Source organism: Mycobacterium sp. E3305 (assembly GCF_001666785.1).
Lineage (GTDB): Bacteria > Actinomycetota > Actinomycetes > Mycobacteriales > Mycobacteriaceae > Mycobacterium.
Genome location: NZ_LZJA01000054.1, coordinates 1 through 24,599 on the forward strand (window position 1 = coordinate 1; position 24,599 = coordinate 24,599).

Annotated in this window: 26 protein-coding genes and 1 pseudogene; 10 read left to right on the plus strand and 17 right to left on the minus strand. The window is 69.4% G+C overall.

The window, feature by feature from the left end:
* Positions 1 to 203: pseudogene (locus tag A5701_RS05445) on the minus strand (cutinase family protein); the annotation flags it as partial.
* Between the two features lie 398 nt (positions 204 to 601).
* On the opposite strand from A5701_RS05445, the gene A5701_RS05450 reads away from it, so the two are divergent.
* Entirely contained in the window at positions 602 to 2,089 is a 1,488-nt protein-coding gene (locus A5701_RS05450; protein WP_067749614.1) for an NAD(P)/FAD-dependent oxidoreductase, read from the plus strand.
* 520 nt (positions 2,090 to 2,609) lie between these two features.
* Here the strand turns inward: A5701_RS05450 and A5701_RS05455 are convergent.
* The 5 genes from A5701_RS05455 to A5701_RS05475 form a co-directional block, all read right to left on the minus strand.
* Positions 2,610 to 3,143 carry a fasciclin domain-containing protein gene (locus A5701_RS05455; protein ID WP_231968702.1) on the minus strand — a complete coding sequence of 178 codons (534 nt, stop codon included), beginning with the start codon at positions 3,141 to 3,143 and terminating at the stop codon, positions 2,610 to 2,612.
* Between the two features lie 350 nt (positions 3,144 to 3,493).
* On the minus strand, positions 3,494 to 4,192 hold the full coding sequence (locus tag A5701_RS05460) for an anti-sigma factor domain-containing protein (protein WP_067749616.1): 699 nt from the start codon (positions 4,190 to 4,192) through the stop codon (positions 3,494 to 3,496).
* Positions 4,189 to 4,752, minus strand: a complete 564-nt coding sequence (locus tag A5701_RS05465; RefSeq protein WP_067749618.1) for a sigma-70 family RNA polymerase sigma factor — start codon at positions 4,750 to 4,752, stop codon at positions 4,189 to 4,191. The genes A5701_RS05460 and A5701_RS05465 overlap by 4 nt, the downstream gene beginning before the upstream one ends.
* 170 nt (positions 4,753 to 4,922) lie before the next feature.
* Complete coding sequence (locus tag A5701_RS05470) at positions 4,923 to 5,234, minus strand: DUF202 domain-containing protein (RefSeq protein WP_067749620.1); 312 nt, start codon at positions 5,232 to 5,234, stop codon at positions 4,923 to 4,925.
* Entirely contained in the window at positions 5,231 to 5,602 is a 372-nt protein-coding gene (locus A5701_RS05475) for a YidH family protein (protein ID WP_369807389.1), read from the minus strand. The genes A5701_RS05470 and A5701_RS05475 overlap by 4 nt, the downstream gene beginning before the upstream one ends.
* Positions 5,603 to 5,611: 9 nt before the next feature.
* On the opposite strand from A5701_RS05475, the gene A5701_RS05480 reads away from it, so the two are divergent.
* On the plus strand, positions 5,612 to 6,319 hold the full coding sequence (locus A5701_RS05480; protein ID WP_067749700.1) for a haloacid dehalogenase type II: 708 nt from the start codon (positions 5,612 to 5,614) through the stop codon (positions 6,317 to 6,319).
* Here A5701_RS05480 and A5701_RS05485 read toward each other — a convergent pair whose 3' ends face one another.
* The 4 genes from A5701_RS05485 to A5701_RS05500 all read right to left on the minus strand — a co-directional run bounded on the left by A5701_RS05485 (position 6,320) and on the right by A5701_RS05500 (position 9,046).
* Positions 6,320 to 6,718 (minus strand): hypothetical protein, encoded by a 399-nt coding sequence (locus tag A5701_RS05485; protein WP_231972771.1) that lies wholly within the window; start codon positions 6,716 to 6,718, stop codon positions 6,320 to 6,322.
* Positions 6,719 to 6,769: 51 nt separating this feature from the next.
* Complete coding sequence (locus tag A5701_RS05490) at positions 6,770 to 7,309, minus strand: ester cyclase (protein ID WP_067749622.1); 540 nt, start codon at positions 7,307 to 7,309, stop codon at positions 6,770 to 6,772.
* A 98-nt stretch (positions 7,310 to 7,407) separates the two neighbouring features.
* On the minus strand, positions 7,408 to 8,703 hold the full coding sequence (locus tag A5701_RS05495) for a cytochrome P450 (protein ID WP_067749624.1): 1,296 nt from the start codon (positions 8,701 to 8,703) through the stop codon (positions 7,408 to 7,410).
* A gap of 10 nt (positions 8,704 to 8,713) precedes the next feature.
* Positions 8,714 to 9,046, minus strand: coding sequence for an MmpS family transport accessory protein (locus A5701_RS05500; RefSeq protein WP_197499162.1), 333 nt, complete (start codon positions 9,044 to 9,046; stop codon positions 8,714 to 8,716).
* Between the two features lie 107 nt (positions 9,047 to 9,153).
* Between A5701_RS05500 and A5701_RS05505 the strand changes: the two genes are divergently transcribed.
* Positions 9,154 to 10,239, plus strand: coding sequence for a dihydrodipicolinate reductase (locus tag A5701_RS05505; RefSeq protein WP_067749629.1), 1,086 nt, complete (start codon positions 9,154 to 9,156; stop codon positions 10,237 to 10,239).
* A 107-nt stretch (positions 10,240 to 10,346) separates the two neighbouring features.
* Positions 10,347 to 12,005: an Hsp70 family protein gene (locus A5701_RS05510; protein ID WP_067749631.1), complete on the plus strand. Its 1,659-nt coding sequence runs from the start codon at positions 10,347 to 10,349 to the stop codon at positions 12,003 to 12,005.
* Between the two features lie 19 nt (positions 12,006 to 12,024).
* On the opposite strand, the gene A5701_RS05515 is transcribed toward A5701_RS05510, so the two are convergent.
* The 3 genes from A5701_RS05515 to A5701_RS05525 all read right to left on the minus strand — a co-directional run bounded on the left by A5701_RS05515 (position 12,025) and on the right by A5701_RS05525 (position 14,552).
* Complete coding sequence (locus A5701_RS05515) at positions 12,025 to 12,411, minus strand: hypothetical protein (RefSeq protein WP_067749633.1); 387 nt, start codon at positions 12,409 to 12,411, stop codon at positions 12,025 to 12,027.
* A 70-nt stretch (positions 12,412 to 12,481) separates the two neighbouring features.
* Positions 12,482 to 13,579, minus strand: coding sequence for an SAM-dependent methyltransferase (locus A5701_RS05520; protein ID WP_067749635.1), 1,098 nt, complete (start codon positions 13,577 to 13,579; stop codon positions 12,482 to 12,484).
* Between the two features lie 16 nt (positions 13,580 to 13,595).
* The gene (locus A5701_RS05525) at positions 13,596 to 14,552 is read right to left on the minus strand and encodes an SDR family oxidoreductase (protein ID WP_067749636.1); all 957 of its coding nucleotides are present in this window, start codon (positions 14,550 to 14,552) and stop codon (positions 13,596 to 13,598) included.
* A gap of 73 nt (positions 14,553 to 14,625) precedes the next feature.
* Between A5701_RS05525 and A5701_RS05530 the strand changes: the two genes are divergently transcribed.
* Positions 14,626 to 15,345 (plus strand): SHOCT domain-containing protein, encoded by a 720-nt coding sequence (locus A5701_RS05530; RefSeq protein WP_067749638.1) that lies wholly within the window; start codon positions 14,626 to 14,628, stop codon positions 15,343 to 15,345.
* Between the two features lie 128 nt (positions 15,346 to 15,473).
* On the opposite strand, the gene A5701_RS05535 is transcribed toward A5701_RS05530, so the two are convergent.
* Positions 15,474 to 16,097: an MBL fold metallo-hydrolase gene (locus A5701_RS05535; protein WP_067749640.1), complete on the minus strand. Its 624-nt coding sequence runs from the start codon at positions 16,095 to 16,097 to the stop codon at positions 15,474 to 15,476.
* On the minus strand, positions 16,097 to 17,182 hold the full coding sequence (locus tag A5701_RS05540; protein WP_067749642.1) for an S-(hydroxymethyl)mycothiol dehydrogenase: 1,086 nt from the start codon (positions 17,180 to 17,182) through the stop codon (positions 16,097 to 16,099). Before A5701_RS05540 ends, A5701_RS05535 begins: the two co-directional genes overlap by 1 nt.
* Positions 17,183 to 17,285: 103 nt before the next feature.
* Between A5701_RS05540 and A5701_RS05545 the strand changes: the two genes are divergently transcribed.
* From A5701_RS05545 to A5701_RS05555, 3 genes are all read left to right on the plus strand, one after another.
* Positions 17,286 to 18,359, plus strand: coding sequence for a class I SAM-dependent methyltransferase (locus A5701_RS05545; protein WP_067749644.1), 1,074 nt, complete (start codon positions 17,286 to 17,288; stop codon positions 18,357 to 18,359).
* The gene (locus tag A5701_RS05550) at positions 18,359 to 19,177 is read left to right on the plus strand and encodes a serine hydrolase (protein WP_067749646.1); all 819 of its coding nucleotides are present in this window, start codon (positions 18,359 to 18,361) and stop codon (positions 19,175 to 19,177) included. The genes A5701_RS05545 and A5701_RS05550 overlap by 1 nt, the downstream gene beginning before the upstream one ends.
* A gap of 141 nt (positions 19,178 to 19,318) precedes the next feature.
* A complete protein-coding gene (locus tag A5701_RS05555; RefSeq protein WP_067749648.1) occupies positions 19,319 to 19,831 on the plus strand; it encodes a DUF3145 domain-containing protein in 513 nt (170 codons plus the stop codon).
* Between the two features lie 64 nt (positions 19,832 to 19,895).
* Here A5701_RS05555 and A5701_RS05560 read toward each other — a convergent pair whose 3' ends face one another.
* Both A5701_RS05560 and A5701_RS05565 read right to left on the minus strand, forming a co-directional pair.
* On the minus strand, positions 19,896 to 20,813 hold the full coding sequence (locus A5701_RS05560; protein ID WP_067749650.1) for a diacylglycerol kinase: 918 nt from the start codon (positions 20,811 to 20,813) through the stop codon (positions 19,896 to 19,898).
* Positions 20,810 to 22,390 (minus strand): FAD-binding oxidoreductase, encoded by a 1,581-nt coding sequence (locus tag A5701_RS05565; RefSeq protein WP_369807390.1) that lies wholly within the window; start codon positions 22,388 to 22,390, stop codon positions 20,810 to 20,812. Before A5701_RS05565 ends, A5701_RS05560 begins: the two co-directional genes overlap by 4 nt.
* A 47-nt stretch (positions 22,391 to 22,437) precedes the next feature.
* Between A5701_RS05565 and A5701_RS05570 the strand changes: the two genes are divergently transcribed.
* Both A5701_RS05570 and A5701_RS05575 read left to right on the plus strand, forming a co-directional pair.
* Entirely contained in the window at positions 22,438 to 23,013 is a 576-nt protein-coding gene (locus A5701_RS05570; protein ID WP_067749654.1) for a TetR/AcrR family transcriptional regulator, read from the plus strand.
* Positions 23,010 to 24,554: a glycerol-3-phosphate dehydrogenase/oxidase gene (locus A5701_RS05575; protein ID WP_067749656.1), complete on the plus strand. Its 1,545-nt coding sequence runs from the start codon at positions 23,010 to 23,012 to the stop codon at positions 24,552 to 24,554. Before A5701_RS05570 ends, A5701_RS05575 begins: the two co-directional genes overlap by 4 nt.
* Positions 24,555 to 24,599: the final 45 nt, after the last annotated feature.

Here is a 24,599-nt window from a genome sequence, read left to right on the forward strand (position 1 = left end):
ACGAAGGCCTGGCCGGTGGGCCCGACTCCGGGGGCTTCACCGGTGCCGCGGGCGAACACCACCTGCACGTCCGGACACTGCGCGGACGCGGTGGGGATCACGGACCCGGCGAGGGCCGACGCGCCGAGACCCGACGCCGCAACCACTGCCGGAGCAAGGGAACGGATGAAGTGACGTGCGATCATGCCGCCGCTGATGCCCATACGAACGCCTCCCAAAACTGTCCCTATCGTAAAAAATATCTCGCCGTTTCCTGTATACCGAGGTACGGCGCGTCGCGCCGGATGAGCGGCGCGTGTCGACGCACCAAACGAATCCATTGTGCGCGCGCGGCGCGATGACGTCGCGTTACTGGGCCGGCTGCAAGGGACGGCCGGCCGGTTCGGCTACCGGTAACACCGCAGATTTGGCTCGGGGACAGAGGCTTTGGGGGCGGGGCGGTCGTTCGGCGCGACCGCCCCGGGAGGTCCGGTTGCGATGTCAGCAAGGTCACATGCTGGCAAACACGGGTGCGTCGTCTGGCTTCCTTTATTAGAGTTACGTAAGGGTAATGACAATTCTTTCTCAGTAAGCGCGGGGCGGGGAAGCACGGAGCGAGGTTGTGAACACGGACCGTTTGGACGCCGTCATCGTCGGCGCCGGCTTTGGCGGCATCGGTGCTGCGATCCAGCTCAAGCGTCTCGGGTATGACAACTTCGTCATCCTCGACCGCGAGGATGACCTGGGCGGCACCTGGCACGTCAACCACTACCCGGGGATCGCCGTCGACATCCCGTCGACCACCTACTCCTACTGGTTCGAGCCGAACCCGACGTGGTCGCGGCTGTTCGCGCCGGGCGCCGAGGTCAAGCAGTACGCCGCGGACGTCGCCGACAAGTACGACGTACGCCGTCACATGCGGTTCAACACGACCGTGGAAGGCGCCCAGTGGGATGAGGACGCCGAGGTCTGGCGGGTGACGCTGGCGGGTGGCGAAACGTTGTCCAGCCGCTTCCTGATCACCGCGACGGGCTTCCTGTCGCAGCCGCGCATGCCGGACATCGCGGGGATCGCGAGCTTCGAGGGCAAGGTGGTCCACACGACCGCGTGGGACCACGACTTTCGATACGAGGGGCGCCGGATCGCGGTCATCGGGACCGGCGCGTCCGCAGTGCAGGTGATCCCGGAGTTGGCCGAACAGGCTGGGGAATTGACCGTGTACCAGCGCACCGCGACGCATGTGCTGCCCAAGTTCGACTTTGAGTTTCCCCCCGCGGTGCGCGGCCTGTTCGCCCGGGTGCCGGTGGCGCAGCGGACGCTGCGGTGGGTGACCGACATCCTCCTCGAAATCATCATGGTCGTCGGGGCGCTGCACTTCCGGGAGTCCCGCGGTCGGGGGAACATCTCTGCATCCGACCTGGCCAAGATCAACCGATTCCGGTGGATCCGGGACAAGAAACTGCGCGCCAGGCTGACGCCGGACTACGACCTCGGCTGCAAGCGGCCAACCTTTTCCAACGGCTTCTACCGCGCGTTCACCAAGCCGAACGTGCACCTGGAGACCGACTCGATCGCGCGGATCGAGTCGGACGGCATCGTCACCGTCGACGGGCGCAAGACCGTCATCGACACCCTGGTCCTGGCGACCGGTTTCGACCTGTGGGAGGCCAACTTCCCGGCCATCGAGGTGGTCGGCCGCAAGGGCCGCAACCTGGGCAAGTGGTGGCGAGAGACCCGCTTCCAGGCCTACCAGGGCGTCTCGATGCCCTACTTCCCGAACTACCTGAGCCTGGCCAGCCCGTTCGCCTTCTCCGGGCTGTCCTTCTTCCACACCATCGAATACCAGATGCGGCACATGGACCGGCTGCTCGGCGAGGTCAAGCGCCGCGGTGCGACGACCTTCGAGGTGACCGAAGAGGCCAACGACCGATTCATGGAGCGGATGACCAAGCGGCTGGACAACACGGTGTTCTACGCCGGGAACTGCGCCACGTCGCGTTCGTACTACTTCAGCCCCAGCGGCGAGGCCTCGCTGCTGCGACCGACCTCGACGTTGAACTCGGTGCGGGAAGCCGCGACATTCCCGCTCAGCGACTACGTCATCGCCTAACGCCACGCCCGCCACACCAGCCCCGGCCGCCCCGACGGCGGAAGCGGGAGGGTGTTTGCCCGCCTCGTAGCGACAACGCCGGGGTAGGCGCGGTTGTCGCTGTGAGGCGGGCAGTTCGGCGTCCGTCTGCTTTCCCGTGACGGGTGAGGCGGGCGGGGCGCCAGCTTTTCGGCGAATCTCAGTTTGCCCCCGCAGTCGGCGGGGTAACCGAACAAGGCGCGATCCGTCCGCAACCGATGAAAGGCGGTGTGGCCCAATGGAAACACTGTGCCGTTGGTGCGCCTGCTTGGCGGCGCCCCTTGCGTTCGTGTTGGGCAACATGGACGCGCCCGCGCATTCGGTCGCCTACTCGCACGTAGAGCTCTCGGCCGCCGTACAGGTCAGCGACCGCTGACCGATCGTCTCGCCGTGGGCCGCTAGCGCATCGCCACACCAGCCTCTGGCCGGGCGCAAGCGGCCGGCTGCAAGTCCGCTTAACTTCCCGGGGAGGCCGGTGTGGCGAGCGGGACCGAGTGCGCCGTTACGCCGGCGGCAGCAGCACCGTGTCGATCATGTACACCGTCGCGTTGGCGGTCGGTACGCCGCCGCAGACCAGGCCCGCGTTGTTGACCCGCAGGCCGTTGCCCTGGCCGGTCACCGTGACGTTCGCGCCCTGAACGGTCTTATGCGAGCCGGCGACCTTGGCCGGACTCAGCTGGCCGGGCACCACGTGATAGGTCAGGATGCTGGTCAGCAACCTGGAATCCGTCTTCAGTTGGTCGATCGTCTGCGCCGGCAGCTTGCCGAATGCGGCGTCGGTCGGAGCGAAGACCGTGTACTGACCGTTGTTCAGCGTCTCGACCAGGTTGACATTCGGGTTCAGCTTGCCCGACAGCGCGGAGGTCAGGGTGGTCAACGCGGGGTTGTTGGACGCCGCCACCGCCACCGGAACCTGCGACATTCCCTCCACCGACGCCGGGCCGCTCGGGTTGGCGGCCGCGTAATCAGAGCACCCGGGGCCCACCAAATCGGCCGCCGCCGCATTGGGAGCGGTCACCACACCCAGACCCAGCATCGCCGCTACCGCGAACCCCTTCGCCGCCACCGACGTCCTGTGTGCCTTCATCGCCTTTGACTCCTTTGGTTGGTCCGACATTTGACAGCGATTCGGAGCCCGAACACCTTCGGATGGGTGCCGGGGCAGAAGTTTCTAGCCGTAGGTGAACGAATACACCTGCAGCCCTTGGTCGGGGTGACCTCGAGGGTTCTGATTGCAGGCGATCGCCGGAGACGATCTGATGTGACGTCGGCGGGCCGCCGATGGCAATGGCGACGGATCGTCCGTCCGGAAGAGTGGGCGGGTGGTCGAAAGTGGTTGTGCCGACGCCGCGGACGGGCCGCGATTTTCCGGGAGTCGTGCGCCGCTCAGCCGAGGGGCAGCGCGGCCAGGAACGTCCCCGTCGGACGTGGGGACCCGGTGCCCGGTTCGACGGTGAACGCCAGGCTGGTGGACGACCCCAGGTTGGTGAGCGTCGCGGTGGTCGACGGCGCCACCGCGGCGGTGCTCATCGTCCCGGCCGACGTCGGCCCCTTGTCGCTCAGCAGCCACATCTGGTAGACGGTCCCGGGTTTCGGCGGCGGGACGTTGTTCATCACCAGCACGCCGGCGTTGCGGTCGTGGGAAAAGACAACGGTCGCAGTGCCATTGCCGAGCGGGCCCGAGACGGTGCGCACGTCCGGGGCCGCGAACACCTGCTCGGCGATCGTGGACGGTGGATGGGGACGCAGCATTATCCCGATGCCGAATGCGGCGGCGCCGACCACCACCGCTGCCGCCCCGGCCCCCAAAAGGGCTGCGCGCCAACCGTATCTGCGTTCGTCTCGTGCGGGTATCGCCGCCAGCGTCGCGGCCCGCAAATGCGCCGGTGGTTCGACGGCCGTCGTCGCCGAGATGACCGCCAGCGTCTCGCGGACGGCACGGACTTCGTCGTCGAAGGCCGCCGCCACCGACCTCGGCGCGGCCGCCAGCCGCCGCTCGATGTCGGCCCGCTCCTCGTCGGACACGGCGTCCAACGCGTACGGCGTTGCCAGCTCGAGCAATTCGAATTCGTTCGGTTCCGTCATGGCACTTCCAGGCAGTTACGCAAGGCACGCAGCGCGTCGCGCATGCGCGACTTGACCGTCGACAGATTCGCCGCCAACCGGTCCGACACTTGGCTGTAGGTGAGTCCGTCGTAGTACGCCAACTGGATACACTCCCGCTGCGTGTCGGTCAACGCGCCCAGGCATTCGGCGACGCGGCGGCGCTCGTCGCCGGCGATCGCCGATTCGGCGACCACATCACTGGCGGGGTCGGCGCTGGCGGCGGCGTAGCGGGAATCCCGCCTGCCGGAAGCCTCCTCGGACCGCACCCGGTCGACGGCCCGCCGGTGCGCGATGGTCAGCAGCCAGGACAGCGCCGACCCCCTGCTGGAGTCGTAGTCCGGCGCCGTCCGCCACACCTCGCAGTAGACCTCCTGGGTGGTCTCCTCGCTGTAGCCGGAATCGCGCAGCACCCGCATGACCATGCCGTACACCCGACTTTTAGTGAGGTCGTAGACCGCGGCGAACGCGTCGCGGTCGCCGCGCGCGACCTGGTGCAGCAGCGCGTCCAGGTCCTTGCTGGGCGTGGGCGGTCCGGTCATCGATCGGTAGCCTAGCGCCCGGCGCGCCGCCGAAGGATCGAGTTTGTCGCCCTGCTGCGGCAACCCGATGCCGCAGCAGGGCGGCGGAGTGCCCGGAACTGTCCACGCTGGTGATTCGTAGCCGAATATCGCGCGGATGACGTCGACCCCGTTGTCGACGAAACACCCCGCTAGATCAGCTGGGCGACCGTCGTCACGCCGACGAGCAGCAAGACGGCGACCCCGACGATGTAGACCTGCCGCCGCGGCGTGACGCGCGGCGGAATGGGCCGCCGCTGCAGAACCCGCTGGCGCTGAACGGCGATCACGAACGTCGCCAACGCCACCGCGCCGGCGAGGCCGGCCGGGATGAAGGCGGCGGGCCCGACCGGGCCGTGCAGGTTCCTGATCATCAGCAGGGCGCCGTTGCCCAGAAACGCGAACGAGGTCCGCGTCCAGGCCAGGATCGTCCGCTCCACCGGGCCGCCCGGCGCGTCGGTCAATGCATCACCGCCTTGGCGATCACCAATCCGAGCGCGATGATCGCGACCAGCGTGAGCCCGATCGCGAGGTAGGTCGGCGAGGGATGCCGGGGCAGCGGCCGCCCGTGGCGCATGGCGTCATCCGCCTGCCGCCAGCGCAGCAGGCCCATCCCGCTGGTGAGGATCGCGAGCACCGCGAGCCCCACCGCCAGCACGCGGCGGGCGCCCGGGACGGCAAGCTCGGGGACCAACTGCACGAGCGCGACCGCCGCGGCGAGCAACCCCAGCGCGGTGCGCTGCCAGGCCAGGAAGGTCCGCTCGTTGGCGAAGGTGAACCGGTAGTCGGGCTCTTGATCGTCGGCGCAGTCGGTGTCGGCCACGACGCACATCGTTGCATGATGAAGGCTGTGGTCAAGGCTCTGCTGTTTGACGTGCAAGGCACGGCGACGGACTTTCATTCGACCGTCTGCGACGAGGCGCGGGGGATCAGCGCCGGGCGGCACCCGCAAGCGGACTGGCCCGAGGTGGTAAGGCGTTGGCGCGCAGGCTACTTCACGACGCTGGAGGCGGCGCGGTCCCGTCAGAGCGGGTGGGTGCCGGTGCACTCGGTGTATCGGCGCTCGCTCGACGCCGTCCTGGACGAGCGCGGCATCGCGTTCACCGAGGCCGAAAGGGACGAGCTGACGCAGGCCTGGCGGCGGCTCAAACCCTGGCCGGACGTGGTGCCCGGGCTGACGCGCCTGAAAGCCGGGTACACGCTGGCCACCCTGTCCAACGCCGACGTGTCGGCCGTCGTCGAGATCTCCAAGCGGGCGGGCTTGCCGTGGGATGCGGTCTTCGCCGCGGAGATGGCCGGGGTGTTCAAGCCCGACCCGGCCATCTATCGGATGGCCGCGACCTACCTCGGCCTCGAAACCGCCGAGATCATGATGGTGGCCAGCCACAAATACGACATCCGCGCCGCGGCCGCACTCGGATTCCGGACCGCCTTCGTCGCGCGCCCGATGGAGTTCGGGGCCGACGGCCAGGCCGACGTGGCCTATTCCGACGAGTTCGACGTCAACGCGTCCGACTTCTTGGACCTGGCGGCACAACTCGGCCGCTGATCAGCGGCGCGCCGACCCGGTCAGGGGTTGCCCGGTGGCGGACTGCAGCAGGCAGATGACGGTGCTGGGCGTGGGGTCCGCGCCGGTCCGGTCCTGGTTGGAGTCGATGAGAAACGTGATCGAGAACGGGCTGCCGTCGACGGATCGCCCGGTGTACGGGGCGAATCCGTCGTTGCAGTCCCTGTTGGCGACGATGGCGACGGCTTTGTCGACGGCCAAGGGGCCGCGCAGGTACACCTCGGCCAAATGTGGTGTGGCGCAGTCGACGGCGATGACGGTCACCCGGCTCAGGTCGATCGGCGGGAGGTCGGCCACGCAGTCGCCGACCTGCAGGTCGATCCACTTCACGGTGTGCGAGGTGGTGGGGGCGGCCGCGGCGCCGGGGCAGGCGGCCAGCATCGCCGCGACGGTCAGGCCGCCCAACGCGTAAAGGCCACGCATGCAGAGAGTCTAGGCACCCGTGAGCGCCGGGTCGGGCTTTTCCGACGACATCGACAGGAAGCCGCGCGCGCAGCGCGCGGCCAGCAGCCAGTTCGCCGGCTTCTTCATGTCCAGCCCGCCGAGCAGCTGTTTGATCATGGTCAGCGTGTCGAAGTAAATGCGTTCGCAGACAAGGGTTTCGGTGCCGTCGAAGACGAAGTAAGCGGTCATGCGGACCCGGAACCGGCTGCCGGTGGGCGGGACCTTGCCCAGGTAACCGCGATGGGTGCCCATCAACCAGAACTCGACGATCACCGCGTCGGCGCTGTGGCGCAGCGCGATGATCTCGTGGTCCTGGTCGGGAAAGGCGGTGCGCGTGTAGGTGTAGTAGTCGCGCACCGCCCTGTCGCCGTCGTGCACGATCATCTGCGGGATCAGCTCGTAGCGCGGATGCGGGAACGTCGCCAACACGTCGTCCCAGTCCTGGCGGACCTCGTCGTGGAAATGGTCGAGCACGAGCTTCTCGCGGGCGGCCAGCACCTCCGGGTTAGGAAACTCGGGAATCGTCATGCAGGTAACGATAAACCTGGTCGAGCAGACACAAACTCGCACAATTTTGCGGCGCTCAGTGCGAGTTTGCGTCTGCTCGCGGAGACCGGGGAGCGCTGCTACCGGGGCGGCGTCCAGGCGACCGGCAGGGCCTTGATGCCGTGGATGAACTGCGACAGCAGCCGCGCGGGCTCGTCGGTCGCGACGATGTCGGGTATCTCGCGGCGCAATTCGTCGAAGACGACCCGGATCTCGCGGCGGGCGAGGTTGGCGCCCAGGCAGAAATGCGCCCCGCCGCCGCCGAATCCGAAATGCGGGTTGGGGGAGCGCGCCACGTCGAACTGCCAGGGATTGGCGAACTTCGACTCGTCGCGGTTGGCCGAGTTGTACCACAGCACGGCCTTGTCTCCCTCGGCCAGCTTGGTGCCGCTGAGCTTGAAATCACGGGTCAGAGTCCGCCGCATGTAGACCACCGGCGACGCCCACCGCACGATCTCCTCGACGGCGGTCGGCGCCAGCCGGTCGAAGTTGGCCCACCACTTGTCCCGTTCGTCGGGGTAGCGGGACAGCGCCAGCACGCCGTGACTGATCGCGTTGCGCGTCGTCTCGTTGCCGGCTACCACCAGCAGGATGAAGAACGACGCGATCTCCGCCGACGACAGCCGTTCACCGTCGACCTCGGCCTCGACCAGGCTGGTGGTCAGGTCGTCGTGGTGATTGACGCGGCGGTCCTCGGCGAGCGCGGTCGCGTACGCGCCGATGTCCATCGAGATCTTCAGGAACTCGTCGAAGTCGGTCGTCAGGTCGGGGTCACCGAACCCGAGAATCACGTTGGTCCAGTGGAAGATTCGCTGATGGTCGTCCTCGGGGATGCCCATCATGTCGCAGATGATCTGCAGCGGCAGCGGCCCCGCGAGCTCGGTGACCAGATCGGCCTCGCCGTCGGGGTGATTGGCGATCAGCGACGCGACCAGCCGGCGGGCGCGCTCGCGCACTGACGCCTCGATGCGCGCCACCACCTTCGGGGTGAACGCGCGGCTGACGATCGAGCGCAGCCTTTGGTGCCGAGGATCGTCGAGCACGATCATCGACCCGAAGTACTCGGCGATCTCCGGCGCGTTGTCGTTGACCGTGATGTTGGGGGTGCTGCTGAAGATCTCCGGGTGACGGCTGGCGAAGTGCACGTCGTCGTGGCGGCTGAGCGACCAATAACCCTCGCCCGCCACGAATCCCTCCATCTCGATCGCGGGCCAGAACGACAGCGGGGCCTCGCGACGTAACGTGGCGAACGCGCCGTCGCGGAAGTCGTCGTCCAGACCCCAGAAGTCGAGCGAATCCAGATGGATGTCGGAGAGCGGGACCTCCGGCGGAGGCGCCCCGTTGGTTCGCGTCGCGATACCCGTCTTCAGACTCACAGGACCTCCGTTAATGGGTGCATACGGTCCGGCCGCCGGCCGACTGCGCGTCGGCGACGACGTTGCCGTCGAGCAGGATCCGGCAGCGGATGGGGCCGACCCCCTGCGCGCTGACCACGAACACCTGGCCCCCGAAGGCGGTGAATTCAGTCGACCACGGCAGCGGCGCATTCACCTGGTGCAGCTGTCCGTTGTCGGTCTGGTACGAGATGTACTGCGCGACGCCGGTACCGGTCACCTCGTAACGGGCCTGGGGCATCTGGGGGAGGGCGTGCGCCACGCCCGGGGCCGCCGCGACGGCGACGGCGAACAGGATCGAGAGCCCGCGCACATGCTTGGTCATGATTTGCATCGTGTCACCACACGCGGTGCTAGGGAAGGTTTCCGGCCAAGGCGACGGCCGGCCCGGTCTAGTGTGAGTCCCACGGGGGCTGGTACGGGAAGGTGAGTATGTCGGAACACGGTTCAAAACGTGTGGTGGTCTGGGGCACCGGCTTCGTCGGCAAGATGGTGATCGCCGAGATCGTCAAGCATCCGCTGTTCGAGTTGGTGGGTGTCGGCGTTAGCAATCCCGACAAGGTCGGCCGCGACGTCGGCGACATCTGCGGGCTGCCCGAGCCGGTGGGCATCAAGGCCACCGACGACGTCGACGCGCTGATCGCGCTGCAGCCCGACGCGCTGGTGCACTACGGCCCGACCGCGATGCACGCCAAGGACAACATCGCGCTGATCACCCGCTTCCTGCGGGCCGGCATCGACGTGTGCTCGACCGCGATGACCCCCTGGGTGTGGCCGACGATGCACCTCAACCCGCCGCAGTGGATCGCGCCCATCACCGAAGCCTGCGAGCTGGGGGAGTCGTCCTGCTTCACCACCGGCATCGACCCGGGGTTCGCCAACGACCTGTTCCCCATGACGCTGATGGGCCTGTGCTCGGAGGTGCGCCGGGTGCGCGCGTCCGAGCTGCTCGACTACACCAACTACGAGGGTGACTACGAGGTCGAGATGGGCATCGGCCGCGAACCCGAATACAGCCCGATGCTCGAAGACTCCAACATGTTGATCTTCGCGTGGGGCGCCACGGTCCCGATGATCGCCCATGCCGCGGGCATCATGCTCGATGAGATCACCACCACCTGGGACAAGTGGGTGACGCCCACCGAGCGGCACACCGTCAAGGGCGTCATCAAGGCCGGGCACGTCGCCGCCGTCCGGTTCACCATTAACGGAATCTACAAGGGCGACACCAGGATTCAGCTCGAGCACGTCAACCGCATCGGCCTGGACGCCGCCCCGGACTGGCCGTCCGGCCACGACAACGACGTCTACCGGGTGGACATCGAGGGCACGCCCAGCATCTTCCAGGAGACCGCGTTCCGGTTCACCGACGGCTCGGGCCGCGACGCGGCCACGGCCGGGTGCCTGGCGACCGGGATGCGCGCCCTCAACGCGGTGCCGGCCGTCAACGACCTGCGGCCGGGCTGGGTCACGCCGCTGGACCTCCCGCTGATCGCGGGAACCGGCAACATTCGCTGACGCGCCGCACAGCCGGCACCTAGGTTGCGCTGAGACGCGGTACAGGTTTCCGCGGCACAATAACGGCGAGCCGGTTTGCGAGTCGCTGAGGTTTGGGGTTGGGATACATGGCCGATGGAGCTGAGACCGCGCTGGGACTGTCGATCGGGGCCACCAACCTGGCGGCCGTCGCCCCCGGCCAGGCCATCACCCGCAAGCCCGTCCTGACGCTGTACCCCGAGCGCGCCCCCGAGGTCGGCATCCCCGCCGAGAACCCGCGGCTCAACCAGCCCGGCCTGGTGCTGACCGGGTTCGTCAACCGGGTCTCCGACCCCCGCGGCATCGTGGCGCCCGACGGCTCGGTGCACCGCGGCGAGCAACTGATCGCCGACGCCATGCGCGCGCTCGCCTACGCCGTCACCGGCGGGCGGCCCCTGCCCGAGAGCGTCGCCGTGACCTACCCCGCCCACTGGCCGTCCGCGGCGGTGGACGCGGTGGGCACGGCGCTGAGCTCGGTGGCCGAATGGTCCAACCGTGCCCGGCCCCTGCTGCTGATTCCCGACGCCGCCGCCACGCTCGTCGCCGTGCGCAACAACGCCGGCATCCCGGGCCGCGGCACGGTGGCGGTGTGCGACTTCGGCGGCACCGGCACCAGCGTCACCTTCCTGCGCGCCGACGGCGACTACCAGGCGCTGGCCCCGACCCTGCGGCTGCACGACTTCTCCGGCGACCTGATCGACCAGTCGCTGCTGAGCGCCGTCGTCGCCAACATGCCGAGCACCGCGTCCTTCGACCCGGCCGGCACCGTGGCGATCGGCTCGCTGAGCCGGCTGCGGACCGCGTGCCGAAACGCCAAGGAAGAGCTGTCGTTCAACACGGTCACCACGGTGGCCGACGGGCTGACCGGCGAAATCCGGGTCACCCGCGAGGAGCTCGACGACGCGATCCGCACCCCGCTGGACAGGTTCGTGGCCGTGTTGGAAAACGCGTTGGCGCGCAACGGGATTGAAGATCTGGTCGCGGTGGCCTCCGCCGGCGGCGGGGCGCACATCCCGTCGATCACCACCACGCTGTCGCAGTACTTCCGCGTCCCGGTCATCACCACGGCGCGCCCGGAACTGACGGCCGCCACCGGGGCCGCGCTGCGGGCGGCGCACGGGCCCGGGGAGGCGTTCGCGGCGGCGGCGACGGGGGCCGCCCCGGCCGCGCCCGTCACGGCGACGGCGCAGGCGGCTCCGGTGGGGTCTGAGAGGCCGACGGGGGCCGCGCCCGCCATTGACATCGACGAGCCGCGCGAGCGGCCGATCGCCAAGCGCAAGAACCGCCTGTTTCGGCTGCCGGTGCTGGCCGCGATCGTCGGCGGGGCGGCCGCGGTTGCGCTCGTGGGGACCGCGGTCACGATCGGCCTGACCTCCTCGAACGACTCGGCGAACACGCCGGCTCCGGGCGTGACCAGCAGTCGGGCGCCCGCTCCGCCGCCCAATACCGCGACGGCGCAGCCGCCGCCCCCGACGCAAGAGGCTCCGCCGCCGTCGAGCACGGACACCAACCCGCCGGCCAACACCGAGACGCCGTCCAGCAGCGTCCCGTCAGCCAAACCGCAGCAGGCGCCCCCACTCGCGGCCGGGCCCGCCCGTCCGGTGGCCCCGCGGATCCCCGAGGTGCCGCCCATCCCGCCGGTGCCGGGTCTCAACGAACCCATCCCGGGGCTGGACCGCGTCAATCAGATCGTGCAGGGGATCGCGGGCGACTTGGGCATCAGCGGCATCCCTCAATTCGGCCCGTAGCGCGGAACGGGCCGACGGGTCAACCCTTTTCGCCCTTGTTCTCGGCGGCCGCGGCCTCTTTGAGCTTCTCGTTGAGCTCCTTGTCCTTCTCGATCTGTTCCTTCAACGCCTGCTCGTCGCGCTCGTCGTCGGAATTTTCGGCCTTCGAGTCGGTACCCTCGGGAACCTCGTGCTTGGGATTGCCGTCCTCGTCCAGCCAGTCGTTGACGGCGGTGCCGGAAACGCTCCCGCCGGTGCCGGGGAGCACGATGGTCGGCTTCTCCTTATAGGCCTCCATCATCTCGGCGGCCTTCGCTTTATCGTCCTCGTCAGGCTCGGGCTTTTCCGTCAGCTTCTGATCGGTGTCCTCGTCAGCCGACTTGAGATCGGCGTCCTGGTCAGCCGACTTGTCGTCCTGCACGCTCATGCAATAACCCCCTCGCAATCGCAGGTCGCGATTGTCGGGGGTTACCCGTTGCCGGGATGTGTCGAAACTCTCACGCGCCGGATCGTTCGCGTTTGACCAGCTCGACCAAGGCCAGGGGGATTCGCATCGGCTCGGGTGCGCTTGCCAGCCGAACCGCGACCGCGCGCTCGAGCTGATCGACGAACTCGCGGGCCCGCGCGTCGTCGACCCCGCCGTCCAGCCCGCGCACCAGGGCGGGAAACAGCGCCGCGCGGGCGAAGGCAGCCCACTGCGCGCCGAAGGCCTCGGCGTCGCGGTCGGCTTGAAAGCGGGCCCAGAATCGGTCCTCGGCGTTGAACATCTCCAGCTGGTCGATCGTCAGGCCCTCGAAGCGCCCACTGGGCGCGAACGGGGCGCGGAAGTCCTTCTCGCCGCGGGCGAAGGTGGGAATGGTCATCCGCCGCGCCTCGTCCTCGCGCACCAGGCCGTCGCGCACGCGCTCCCGCAGCCCCTCGAGCATCGCGTCGATCAGCGTCGGGAACCCCGTCGTGCCGTCTTCGTCGAGCGCGATCGTCATCACCACCAGCCGACCCTCGGGGGCCAGCTCGCGGCCCCGGAACGCGACGAAGTTGTGCCAGTCCAGCGCCGCGCGCTCGGCGTACGCCGAGCGCGCCGCGGCGTCGCTGCTGTAGGCGACGTGCACGTGATCGTGCACCTCCCCGGGCATCGCGCTCAGCCACTGCGTCGCCCACGACGACCAGCCGAGGTTGACCGTCTTGGACGGCACGATCTGGTCGTAGAACGAACGGCCGATCGACGACGCGAACGTCGCGTTGTCGAGCTGCAGGTAGCTCTCCGGGTCGTCTACCAGGGTGTGGAAGAGCGCCGAGAAGTCGTTGTCCGGTATGTCGGTGTGCGCCACCAGGATTGCGTGGTCGTGACGGGTACGGCGGCGCAGCACCGCGATGGCGGCCGCGAGGGGCTTCAGCGAATTGTGGCCGTTGGCGGCGCCGTAGTCGGCGATGACGATGGGCTGCGGCGGCTTGGGCAGCGCCACCTGCTCGGCGGCGCGCTCGAACATCGCGATGGCCGGCGCCAGCCCGGCGGCCTGCAGCCGCGACGACTGGGTGTAAACGGGCTCGGGCCGAACCACAATGCTCGATTCGGGCATCCTTGGCTCAGGCCGCATGTCCCAACGATAGTCGTCAGTCCGGCTTCGGGTAGCTGACGCCGGTGAGCCGCTCGGAAAGCTCCCAAAGTCGTTGGCAGTCAGCCTCGTTGCGGGCCGGCGCCGGGACCTTGGCCGGCCGGACGCCGCCGCCGGCCAGCTCCTGAAACCCGCGGGGCCCGTAGAACGCGCCGCCCTCGGCGTGCGGGGCTGCCGCCGCGTACAGCGCAGGCAGGATTCCCTCGTCGATCTCCTGCCACAGAAACGGCGTGAAGCGCCAGGACGCCTTGTACAGCCGCTCCATCAGCGCGGGCTTCTCCCGGCCGTGCGAGGGCCCGGCGATCTGCAGGTTGGTCTTGGTCAGGCCAGGGTGCGCGGCGTTGGACACGATGCCCCAACCGCCCGCGCGGCTGCGCCGGTCCAGCTCGAGGGCGAACATCAGCACCGCGAGCTTCGACTGGCCGTATGCCGACATCGCCGCGTAGGACTTCTCGAAATTCGGGTCGTCGAAGTGGATCTTGCCGCTTTGGCGGGCCGCCAGGCTGCTCAGCGAGACGACGCGCGCCTTGCCGGCGGTGCGCAGCAGCGGCAGCACGTGCCCGGTCAGCGCGAAGTGCCCGAGATGGTTGCTGCCGAACTGCAATTCGAAGCCGTCGGCGGTGGTGTCGCGTTCCGGCGGCGTCATGACGCCGGCGTTGTTGATCAGGATGTCGATCGGGCGGCCCTCGGCGTTGAGTTGTTCACCCAGCGCGGCGACGGAGGCCAGCGACGACAGGTCCAGCGCGGCGATGGTCAGCTTCGCGTCCGGCACCGTCTTGCGGATTTGCTCGATCGCCTTCTCGCCCTTGGCGCGGTTGCGGATCGCCATCACGACGTCGGCGCCGGCGGCCGCGAGCCGGCGGGCCAGACCGAACCCCAGGCCGCTGTTGGCACCCGTGACGATAGCCAGCTTGCCGGACAGGTCGGGGACCGTGGCGACGAGATCGTTGGCCATGCGTATCACTCCTTACCGGTTTCACCCGGCTCCCAGTGTGCGCCGTCTGCCGTCGCGGTGACACACTGCCTGGATGAGCAGCCGACGGCTCGCGAAGATTTCGCTGGCCGCTGCCATCGTCGTGATGGTCGTATCGGTGGGCGGCTTCATCGCCGCCCTGGTGCTCAACGCCTTCTTTCTGGACAAATACAACGCCTACGGCGAGGTGCCCGTCCCCGGGTCGGGCAGCCTCTACCTGCCCGCCGGTGATGTCACCATCAGCCTGCATACGGTCGTCATCAGCGGCCCCGACCGCGGGCTGCCGGTGCCGCCGCTGGGCGTCACGATCGCGCCGCCCGACGGCGTGGCGCAGCCCGTCGTGACCGAGAGCATCGGGACGACGACGACGGTCAACAACGACGCACACGTGCGGGTGTGGGTCGCCCGCGTCGCGTCGAGCGGCACCTACAACATCACGACCGACGGACAGGTCAACGGGTACATCGACCCGCGACTGGCCTTCGGCCACAAGAGTTCCTACGGCTTTGCGGTGTGGCTGTTCGTCGCCACGTTCGTGGTGGGCCTGGCCGGATCGGTGTTGTCGGGCCGGTGGCTGAGCCGCACCCGCCGCCGGGCCGTTGTGGCGGCGAATCCCTACTACGGGGCGCCGGTCGTGACCGCCGCGCCCGTCGAGCCGACCGACGAGGGGGTGCGCCTGGAGCGGCTCAAAACCATTGCGGCGCTGCGTGACTCGGGGGCGCTGACCCAGGAGGAGTTCGAGGCCGAGAAGCGGCGGATCCTCGAGGGGCAATAGCCCGCCTGTCCGCGACCATTAGGCGACTTTCGGATTTGATATCGCCGGCGTTATCAAATCCGGCGGCGGCATGGTGGTAGGAAACCGTTGCGCGTGTGACGGATGTGGCCGCCAGGGCGCGCGAACGCTCAGTGGCCCCGGGCCACCCACTCCTCGTAGTGCACGATCTCGTCGCCGATCGTGGTGTCATCGCCGTGGCCGGTGTGCACCAGCGTCTCGCCGGGCAATTTGCCCAACCGCTCGGAGATCGACTGCAGGATCGTCGGGAAATCCGAATAGGAGCGGCCGGTCGCACCCGGGCCGCCGGAGAACAGGGTGTCGCCGCTGAACACCACGCCCAGGTCGTGCGAATACCAGCACACCGATCCGGGCGAGTGGCCCGGGGTGTGCAACGCGCGCAGCTCGGTCCCTCCGATCTTGACCGTCTCGCCATCGGACACGGAGCGGAACTCCTTGTCGGGGTGCGTCATTCGCCACAGGACCTCGTCGGCCGGGTGCAGCAGCACCGGCGCGTCGAGCGCCTCGCCCAGTTCCGGCGCGACCGTCACGTGGTCGTTGTGGCCGTGCGTGCACACCACCGCGACCACGTGCCGGCCGTCCACGGCCTCGATGATCGGCTCGGCCGTGTGAGCGGCGTCGAACACCACGACGTTGGAGTTGTCACCGATCAGCCAGATGTTGTTGTCGACTTCCCAACTGCCGCCGTCCAGTTCGAACGTGCCGTGGGTGACCACCTTCTGGATCTCGACCATTAGAGCACCACCACCGAACGCAACACCTTGCCCCCGTGCATCTTGTGGAAGGCCTCCTCGACGTCGCCGAGGCCGATGCGCTCGGAGACGAACTGCTCCAGCGGGAGCCGGCCCTGCAAATACAGATCGATCAGCGTCGGGAAGTCGCGTTCCGGTAGGCAATCGCCGTACCACGACGACTTCAGCGACCCGCCGTGGCTGAAGAAGTCGATCAGCGGCATCTCCAGCTTCATGTCGGGCGTCGGAACCCCCACCAGCACAACGGTGCCCGCGAGGTCGCGGGCGTAAAAGGCCTGCTTCCAGGTCTCGGGCCGGCCGACCGCATCGATCGCCACGTTCACCCCGAACCCGTCGGTGAGGTCCTGAATGGCCTCGACGACATCGGCCTGGCGGGCGTTGACGGTGTGGGTGGCGCCGAATTTACGGGCCCATTCCAGCTTGGTGTCGTCGGTGTCGACCGCGATGATCCGCCGGGCCCCGACCAGCGCGGCCCCGGCGATCGCGGCGTCCCCGACCCCGCCGCAGCCGATCACCGCGACCGTGTCGTCGCGGGTGACGCCGCCGGTGTTGATCGCCGCGCCGATGCCGGCCATCACCCCGCAGCCGAGCAGGCCCGCGACGGCCGGGTCGGCGGCGGGATCGACCTTGGTGCACTGCCCGGCGTGCACCAGCGTCTTGTCGGCGAACGCCCCGATGCCCAGCGCGGGCGTCAGTTCCGTGCCGTCGGTCAGCGTCATCTTCTGCGAGGCGTTGAACGTGTCGAAACACAGGTGAGGGCGGCCGCGTTTGCAGGCCCGGCACTGGCCGCAGACGGCCCGCCAGTTCAGGATCACGAAGTCGCCCGGCTCCACCGCCGTCACGCCCGGCCCGACGGCCTCGACCCGGCCGGCGGCCTCGTGGCCGAGCAGGAACGGGTACTCGTCGTTGATGCCGCCCTCGCGGTAGGTCAGGTCGGTATGGCACACCCCGCAGGCGATGACGTCCACCAGGGCCTCACCGGGCCCCGGGTCGGGGACGACGATGTCGACCAGCTCGACGGGCTCGCCCTTCTTTCGTGAAATCACGCCGCGCACTGTCTGACTCATGGCCACCAAACTACGGTGTACCGTCGCTGACCATGCGCGCCGGGGACGATGCAGTGGGACCCCCACCCGCTTGCGGGGAACGAAACGAAGAGGAGCGGCGCAGATGAACGCAGCACCCGAGACCGCCTCGGAAACCAGCGACGAATTCACCGAACGAATCGCCGCGGCCATCGACGGCGCCAGCCTGACCCTGCTGCTGAGCATCGGGCACCAGACCGGTCTGCTCGACACGATGTCCGGGCTCGCGCCGGCCACCAGCGCCGAGATCGCCGAGGCGGCCGGCCTCAACGAGCGCTACGTGCGCGAGTGGCTGGCCGGCATGACGACCGCGCACGTCGTCGACTATGACGCCGAGACCGCGACCTACTCGCTGCCCGCGCACCGTGCCGGCGTGCTGACCCGGGCCGCCGGCCCGGACAACCTCGCCCTGGTGACCCTGTTCGTCCCGCTGCTCGCCGAGGTCGAACAGAAGATCATCGGCTGCTTCCGCGACGGCGGCGGACTGCACTACAGCGAGTTCCCCCGCTTCCACGCGCTGATGGCCGAGCAGAGCGGGGTGGTGTACGACACCGCCCTGGTCGACGTGGTGCTGCCGTTGGTGGACGGCCTCGTCGAACGCCTGCGGGACGGGGCCGACGTCGCGGACTTCGGCTGCGGCAGCGGCCACGCGATCAACGTGATGGCGCGTGCGTTCCCCGCCAGCCGCTTCACCGGCATCGACTTCTCCGACGAGGCGATCGCCGTCGGCGCCCGCGAGGCGGCCGACCTCGGGCTGGCGAACGCGACCTTCGAGAGTCACAACCTGGCCGAGTTGGACAAGGTCGAGGCCTACGACGTCATCACCGTGTTCGACGCCATCCACGACCAGGCCCAGCCCGCGCAGGTGCTGGAGAACATCTACCGCGCCCTGCGGCCCGGCGGCGTGCTGCTGATGGCCGACATCAAGGCGTCGAGCCGCCTCGAGGACAACGTCGGCGTTCCGATGAGCACCTACCTGTACACGACGTCGCTGATGCACTGCATGACGGTGTCGTTGGCGCTGGACGGCGCCGGGCTGGGCACGGCGTGGGGGACGCAGCTGGCCACCGCGATGCTGGCCGACGCCGGATTCGGCGACGTGCGGGTCGCCGAGATCGAGTCCGACCCGATCAACAACTACTACATCGCCCGAAAGTGATGGCGGCCCTCGACGCTCTGCGGGATTGGCCAGTCGAGGCCGCCGCCGCGGCGGTGATCGGACCCGACGGCGTGCTGGCCGGTCACGGCGACACCGAGCGGGTGTTCGTGCTGGCTTCGGTGACCAAGCCGCTGGTGGCCCGCGCGGTGCAGGTCGCCGTCGAAGAGGGCGTGGTCGACCTGAGCACCGCGGCCGGCCCGCCCGGGGCCACCGTGCGCCATCTGCTGGCGCACGCGTCGGGGCTGGCGTTGCAGAACGACCACGTGCTCGCCGCCCCCGGCGCGCGGCGCATCTACTCCAACCACGGCTTCACCGTGCTGGCCGAGACCGTGGAGCGCGAATCGGGCATCGAATTCGGCCGCTACCTGACCGAGGCGGTGTTCCAGCCGCTCGGGATGGCTTCCACCCGGCTGGGCGGCGGCGCGGCGGCGGCGGGGTTCGGGGCGGTGTCCACGGTGGCTGACCTGGCGAAATTCGCCGGCGACCTGCTGCGGCCGGTGACTGTCTCCGCCGAGCTGCACGCCGAGGCGACGACGGTGCAGTTTCCCGGCTTGGACGGCGTGCTGCCCGGCTACGGCGTCCAGCGGCCCAACGACTGGGGGCTGGGCTTCGAGATTCGGGACGCCAAATCGCCGCACTGGACCGGCGCGCACAACTCGCCGCGCACCTACGGCCATTTCGGCCAGGCGGGTGGGTTCATCTGGGCAGATCCCGAACGGGAGCTGGCGCTGGTGGCCCTGACCAACCGCGATTTCGGGGAGTGGGCGCTGCAGCCGTGGCCGGCGTTCTCGGACGCCGTGGTCGCGGAATACGGCTGAGAAAAAATGCACACTAGCGCAACACGGGTATCACAAGGCACAATAGACACGCACGACACACAAAATAGTTAGACATCCTGCTTGCCAGGTCCCGCCAGGTCGTTGGGGAAGACGTCCCTCGCGGAACCGAAGGAGCAGGAAATGCGTGCGTCGAATCAATTCGCCGACGTGACGACTGGCGTGGTGTACGTGCACGCCTCGCCCGCGGCGGTGTGCCCGCATGTCGAGTGGGCGTTGTCGTCGACCCTTGGGGCGAAGGCGAACCTCACGTGGACCCCGCAGCCGGCCATGCCCGGACAGCTGCGGGCGGTCACCAACTGGGTCGGGCCGGTGGGCACCGGCGCCCGGCTGGCCAACGCCCTGCGGTCGTGGTCGGTGCTGCGGTTCGAGGTCACCGAGGACCCCAGCCCCGGAGTCGACGGCCAGCGGTTCAGCCACACCCCGCAGCTCGGCCTGTGGAGCGGGGCGATGAGCGCCAACGGCGACGTGATGGTCGGGGAGATGCGGCTGCGGGCGCTGATGTCGCAGGGCGCCGACACCCTGGCCGCCGAGCTGGACACCGTGCTGGGAACGGCGTGGGACGACGCCCTGGAGGCCTACCGCGACGGCGGCGAGGTCGGCGAGGTGACCTGGCTCAGCCGCGGCGTCGGCTAGGTCTCCGCGGGAATGTGCGACGTCCGGATTTGATATCGCGGGCGATATCAAATCCGGCGGCCCGCTATTGGTCCCCGGCCCGGCGCAGGATCCGCAGCGCCCCCGCAACCGCGCTGATCTCCGCGGGCAGCGCGCAGGCGAAGTCGCCGTCGGCGTAGACGTTGATGCCGGGGCACTCGACGTGAATGGATCGGGCCCGCGTCGTGCTCACCTCGGCGAGGTCGATGTGGGTGCCCTTCATGACGGTGGGGAACAGGCGGACCAGCTTGGTGCGCGACGCCTCGTGCACCATCGTGATGTCGAGCAGGCCGTCGGTGGGGTCGGCGTGCGGGCAGATCAGCATGCCCCCGCCGTAGCTGCGGGTGTTGCCGAAGGCCGCCAGCGTGATGTCGGCGTCGATCTCGCGCGTCCCGTCGAGCACCATGCGGAAGGGCAGGAGCCGCAGCTGCGATAGCTCGGCGAGCATCGCGACGTAGTACCGCAACCGCCCGTGCGGCCAGCGCATCCGGTTGGCCCGGTCGGTCACCAGCGAGTCGAATCCGGTGGCCGCCACGGTGCCGAACCACTTCGTGGCCCCGTCGCTGTTGCGGATGCGGCCCAGATCGATCGTCTGGGTGAAACCTTCGACGATGATGTCCGCCGCGGCCTCGGGATCCTTGGTGGGAAGCCCGAATTCGCGGGCGTGGTCGTTGCCGGTCCCGGCCGCCACGATGCCGATCGGCACGTCGGTGCCCGCGAGCACCTGCAGCGCGTTGGAGACGACGCCGTCCCCGCCGGTCACCATTACCGCGTCGGCGCCCTTTTCCAGCGCGGCGCCCACCAGGTACCGCGCGTCTTGCGCGTCGTCGCCGATGATCTCGACGACCTCGACCCCGCGGTGGTGCAGCCGCGCGATCGCGAGCTGCGCCGCCCGGATCGCGGCGCCATGCCCCGAGACGGGATTGGTCAGCGCGATCACCTTCGCGATCTCGCGCCGGGTCATGGAATCAGCTTGCCCGGGTTGAGGATTCCGGCCGGGTCCAGGGTGGCCTTCACCGCGCGCAGCACCTGCACGCCCAGCTCGCCCACCTCGTCGCCCATCCAGGGGCGGTGGTCGGCGCCGACCGCATGGTGGTGGGTGATGGTCCCGCCGGTGGCCATGATCGCGTCGCACGCGGCCTTCTTGGCGGCCCACCATTGTTCGATCGGGTTGCCGCGCTGCCCGGCGACGACGGTGAAGTACAGCGACGCCCCGGTCGGGTAGACGTGCGAGATGTGGCACATCACCAACGCGGGCGTGCCGCTCGCGGCCAGAGCGTCCGTAAGCGCTTGCGTCACAGCGGCTTTGAGGGCCGCAACATTGGACCAGTCGGTGGCCGTCTCGAGCGTCTCGCACAGCGCGCCCGCCGACAGCAGCGAATCGCGCAGGTACGGCGCGCCGAAGCGCCCGTGCTCCCACGCCCGCGCCGGCGCTTCGCCCAGCGAGGTTCCGCCCTGCGCCGCCAGCAGGGCGCTGGTTTCGGCGTGCCGGCTTTCGACGTGTTCCTCGGTGCCTTCGAACACGGTGATGCCCAGGCAACCGCCGGTGATCTGGCTTTCCCCGATGGACTCGGTGGTGGCCAGGTTGACCCCGGTCTCGGCCTCGTCGGAAAGCCGGATGACCGTGGGGCCGGTCGCGGTTTGGGTGACGGCGCGCAGGGCTGCGGCGCCGGTCTCGAAGTCGGGGAAGGACCACGCCTCGTAGCGGACGGCCGCCGGGACCCGGTGCACGCGCAGCCGCACCCGGGTGATGACGCCGAAGACGCCCTCGGACCCGATCATCAGCTGGCGCAGGTCGGGGCCGGCCGCGGACTCGGGCGCGCGGCCCAGGTCCAGGGTGCCCACCGGCGTGACCACCCGCAGGCCGCGCACCATGTCGTTGAAGCGGCCGTAGCCCGCCGAGTCCTGCCCGGACGAGCGCGTGGCGGCGAAGCCGCCGATCGTCGCGTATTCGAAGCTCTGCGGGAAATGCCCGAGCGAAAAACCTTGGGCGCCAAGCATGCGTTCGGCATCCGGCCCGGTGACGCCGGCCCCGAACACGGCCTGGCCGGACACCTCGTCGAGGGAGAACAGTTGGTCGAGGCGGCGCAGGTCGAGCGACACCACGGCGGGGAACTCGCCGCGAATGGGATCCAGGCCGCCGACCACACTGGTGCCGCCGCCGAACGGAACCACGGCGATGTGGTGGTGGGAGCAGTAGCGCAGGATCGTGGCGACGGCGTCCTCGTCACCGGGCAGCAAGACCGCGTCGGGCGCGTCCTGCACGCCGGCGTCCTTGCGGCGCAGCAGATCGAGCGTGGACTTGCCGCCGGCGTGCAGCAGCCGGTCCCGGTCGTCGGTGCGGCAGTACTCGGCGCCGACGAGCTCGGCCAGCGCGTCGCGATGGGCCTGCGAGAGCGCCGACGGGCGCAGGCGCACCTGATCGGGTTGCAGCTCGGCGGCGCCGGAATCCTGCACGCCGACGGCCTGTTCCAGCAGCGTCCGGATGCCCTCGGAGAGCGGCTTGGCCGCGGCCGGATCCCCCCACGCGTTCCATTTCATCGGGGGGAGCAGGCCCTCGGGTTGCGTCATGCGTTACAGTATTACACATGCTGTCAACCAGTAACGCACGCGTCCCGGTGGACACGGGGGAGCGCATCCTCGCGGCGGCGGCCAGCTGCGTGGTCGACTTCGGGGTGGACCGGGTGACCCTGGCCGAGATCGCGCGACGTGCCGGCGTCAGCAGGCCCACGGTGTACCGGCGCTGGCCGGACACCCCGTCGATCGTCGCGGCGCTGTTGACCCGCCACGTCACCGAGGTGATGCGGGACGCGCCGCTGCTCGGTGACGACCGGGAATCCCTTGTGCGACAGATCGTTACGGTGGCCAACCTGCTGCGTCGCGACCGCCTCGTCATGTCGGTGCTGCACTCCGAACTCGCGCCGATCTACATCACCGAGCGGCTCGGGACCAGCCAGCACATGCTGATCGACGCCCTCGCCGCCCGGCTGCGGGTGGCCCAGCGGAACGGCAGCGTGCGCGCCGGCGACCCCGTCCAGATGGCCACCATGGTGTTGCTGATCGCCCAGTCGACCATTCAGTCGGCGCAGATCGTCGAACCCCTCCTCGACGCCGACACGCTGGCCGTCGAACTCGCCTACTCGCTGAACGGATACCTGTCGTGATACCCGACCCCACCGCGCTGAACGCCGCCCGCCGCGAGGCGGACCTGACTGCCCTGGCCGACGGCGAGCCGCTGGACGTCGTCGTGATCGGCGGCGGCATCACCGGCGCCGGCATCGCCCTGGACGCCGCGGCGCGCGGGCTGCGGGTGGCGCTGGTGGAGAAGCACGACCTCGCCTTCGGCACCAGCCGGTGGAGCTCCAAATTGGTGCACGGCGGGCTGCGTTACCTCGCGACCGGCAACGCGGGGATCGCCCGCCGCAGCGCCCTCGAGCGCGGAATCCTGATGGGCCGCAACGCCCCCCACCTGGTTCACGCGATGCCGCAAGTGGTTCCGCTCCTGCCCTCGATGAGCCGGGGCAAGCGCGCGCTGGTGCGCGCGGGGTTCCTGGCGGGCGACGCGCTGCGGATGCTTGCGGGCACGTCGTCGTCGATATTGCCGCGGTCGCGCCGGATCTCACCGGAGCGCGTCGTGCAGCTGGCGCCCACCGTTCGGCGCGCGGGGCTGGACGGCGGGCTGCTGGCCTACGACGGGCAGTTGATCGACGACGCCCGCCTGGTCACCGCGGTCGCGCGCACCGCGGCGCAGCACGGCGCACGGATCCTGACCTACGTGGCGGCGTCGAGGGCCACCGGCACCTCGGTGCGGCTGACCGACCAGCGCACGGGACAGTCGTTCGACGTCGCGGCGCGGGCGGTCATCAACGCCGCCGGGGTGTGGGCCGCGGAGATCGACGGCCTGCTGCGGCTGCGGCCCAGCCGCGGAACGCATCTGGTTTTCGACGCCGAAGCGTTCGGGAATCCCACTGCGGCGCTGACGATTCCGATCCCCGGCGAGCTCAACCGGTTCGTCTTCGCCATGCCCGAGCAGCTGGGCCGGGTCTATCTGGGGCTGACCGACGAAGCCGCCCCCGGCCCGATTCCGGATGTGCCCACACCGTCGGCCGACGAGGTCACGTTCCTGCTCGACACGGTCAACACCGCGTTGGGGGTCGCGCTCGGGCCGGCCGAAGTCATCGGCGCCTACGCGGGGCTGCGGCCGCTGATCGACACCGGCGAGGGCCGCACCGCCGACGTCTCGCGCGAGCACGCCGTCGTGGAGTCGGCGTCCGGGATCATCAGCGTGATCGGCGGCAAATTGACCGAGTACCGCTACATGGCGCAAGACGTGCTGGACCGCGCCGTCGGCCTTCGGCGCCTGCCCGCCGCGAAGTGCCGGACCCACGACCTGCCGCTGGTCGGGGCGCCCGCCAATCCGGGACCGCCGGGCTCCGGCCCGGTCGCCGGGTTGCCGGACTCGCTGGTGCGGCGGTACGGCGCCGAGGCCGCCAAGGTCGTGGCCACCGCCACGTGTAAGCGCCCGACCGAGCCGGTCGCCGAGGGCATCGACGTCACCCGGGCGGAATTCGAGTACGCCATCACCCATGAGGGCGCGCTGGACGTCTCCGACATCGTGGACCGGCGGACCCGCATCGGCCTGGTGGCCTCCGATCGCGAGCGGGCGCTGCCGGCGGCCGAGGAGTTCGTGGCGCGCCTGGGTTAGGCGCCGAAGCTTGATTCTGACTGTAGATATCGAATGATAGCGACT

Bases quoted from the DNA above. Each gene is read 5' to 3' on its own strand.
- A5701_RS05480 (WP_067749700.1), top strand. From the start codon at position 5,612: ATGAAGGCTGTGGTCAAGGCTCTGCTGTTTGACGTGCAAGGCACGGCG.
- A5701_RS05570 (WP_067749654.1), top strand. From the start codon at position 22,438: ATGCTGTCAACCAGTAACGCACGCGTCCCGGTGGACACGGGGGAGCGC.
- A5701_RS05490 (WP_067749622.1), bottom strand. From the start codon at position 7,309: ATGACGATTCCCGAGTTTCCTAACCCGGAGGTGCTGGCCGCCCGCGAG.
- A5701_RS05505 (WP_067749629.1), top strand. From the start codon at position 9,154: ATGTCGGAACACGGTTCAAAACGTGTGGTGGTCTGGGGCACCGGCTTC.
- A5701_RS05540 (WP_067749642.1), bottom strand. From the start codon at position 17,182: ATGAGTCAGACAGTGCGCGGCGTGATTTCACGAAAGAAGGGCGAGCCC.
- A5701_RS05455 (WP_231968702.1), bottom strand. From the start codon at position 3,143: ATGCTGGGTCTGGGTGTGGTGACCGCTCCCAATGCGGCGGCGGCCGAT.
- A5701_RS05520 (WP_067749635.1), bottom strand. From the start codon at position 13,579: ATGCGGCCTGAGCCAAGGATGCCCGAATCGAGCATTGTGGTTCGGCCC.
- A5701_RS05530 (WP_067749638.1), top strand. From the start codon at position 14,626: ATGAGCAGCCGACGGCTCGCGAAGATTTCGCTGGCCGCTGCCATCGTC.
- A5701_RS05460 (WP_067749616.1), bottom strand. From the start codon at position 4,192: ATGACGGAACCGAACGAATTCGAATTGCTCGAGCTGGCAACGCCGTAC.
- A5701_RS05525 (WP_067749636.1), bottom strand. From the start codon at position 14,552: ATGGCCAACGATCTCGTCGCCACGGTCCCCGACCTGTCCGGCAAGCTG.
- A5701_RS05500 (WP_197499162.1), bottom strand. From the start codon at position 9,046: ATGACCAAGCATGTGCGCGGGCTCTCGATCCTGTTCGCCGTCGCCGTC.
- A5701_RS05475 (WP_369807389.1), bottom strand. From the start codon at position 5,602: ATGTGCGTCGTGGCCGACACCGACTGCGCCGACGATCAAGAGCCCGAC.
- A5701_RS05510 (WP_067749631.1), top strand. From the start codon at position 10,347: ATGGCCGATGGAGCTGAGACCGCGCTGGGACTGTCGATCGGGGCCACC.
- A5701_RS05550 (WP_067749646.1), top strand. From the start codon at position 18,359: ATGGCGGCCCTCGACGCTCTGCGGGATTGGCCAGTCGAGGCCGCCGCC.
- A5701_RS05485 (WP_231972771.1), bottom strand. From the start codon at position 6,718: ATGCTGGCCGCCTGCCCCGGCGCCGCGGCCGCCCCCACCACCTCGCAC.
- A5701_RS05545 (WP_067749644.1), top strand. From the start codon at position 17,286: ATGAACGCAGCACCCGAGACCGCCTCGGAAACCAGCGACGAATTCACC.
- A5701_RS05465 (WP_067749618.1), bottom strand. From the start codon at position 4,752: ATGACCGGACCGCCCACGCCCAGCAAGGACCTGGACGCGCTGCTGCAC.
- A5701_RS05555 (WP_067749648.1), top strand. From the start codon at position 19,319: ATGCGTGCGTCGAATCAATTCGCCGACGTGACGACTGGCGTGGTGTAC.
- A5701_RS05535 (WP_067749640.1), bottom strand. From the start codon at position 16,097: ATGGTCGAGATCCAGAAGGTGGTCACCCACGGCACGTTCGAACTGGAC.
- A5701_RS05515 (WP_067749633.1), bottom strand. From the start codon at position 12,411: ATGAGCGTGCAGGACGACAAGTCGGCTGACCAGGACGCCGATCTCAAG.
- A5701_RS05560 (WP_067749650.1), bottom strand. From the start codon at position 20,813: ATGACCCGGCGCGAGATCGCGAAGGTGATCGCGCTGACCAATCCCGTC.
- A5701_RS05565 (WP_369807390.1), bottom strand. From the start codon at position 22,390: ATGAAATGGAACGCGTGGGGGGATCCGGCCGCGGCCAAGCCGCTCTCC.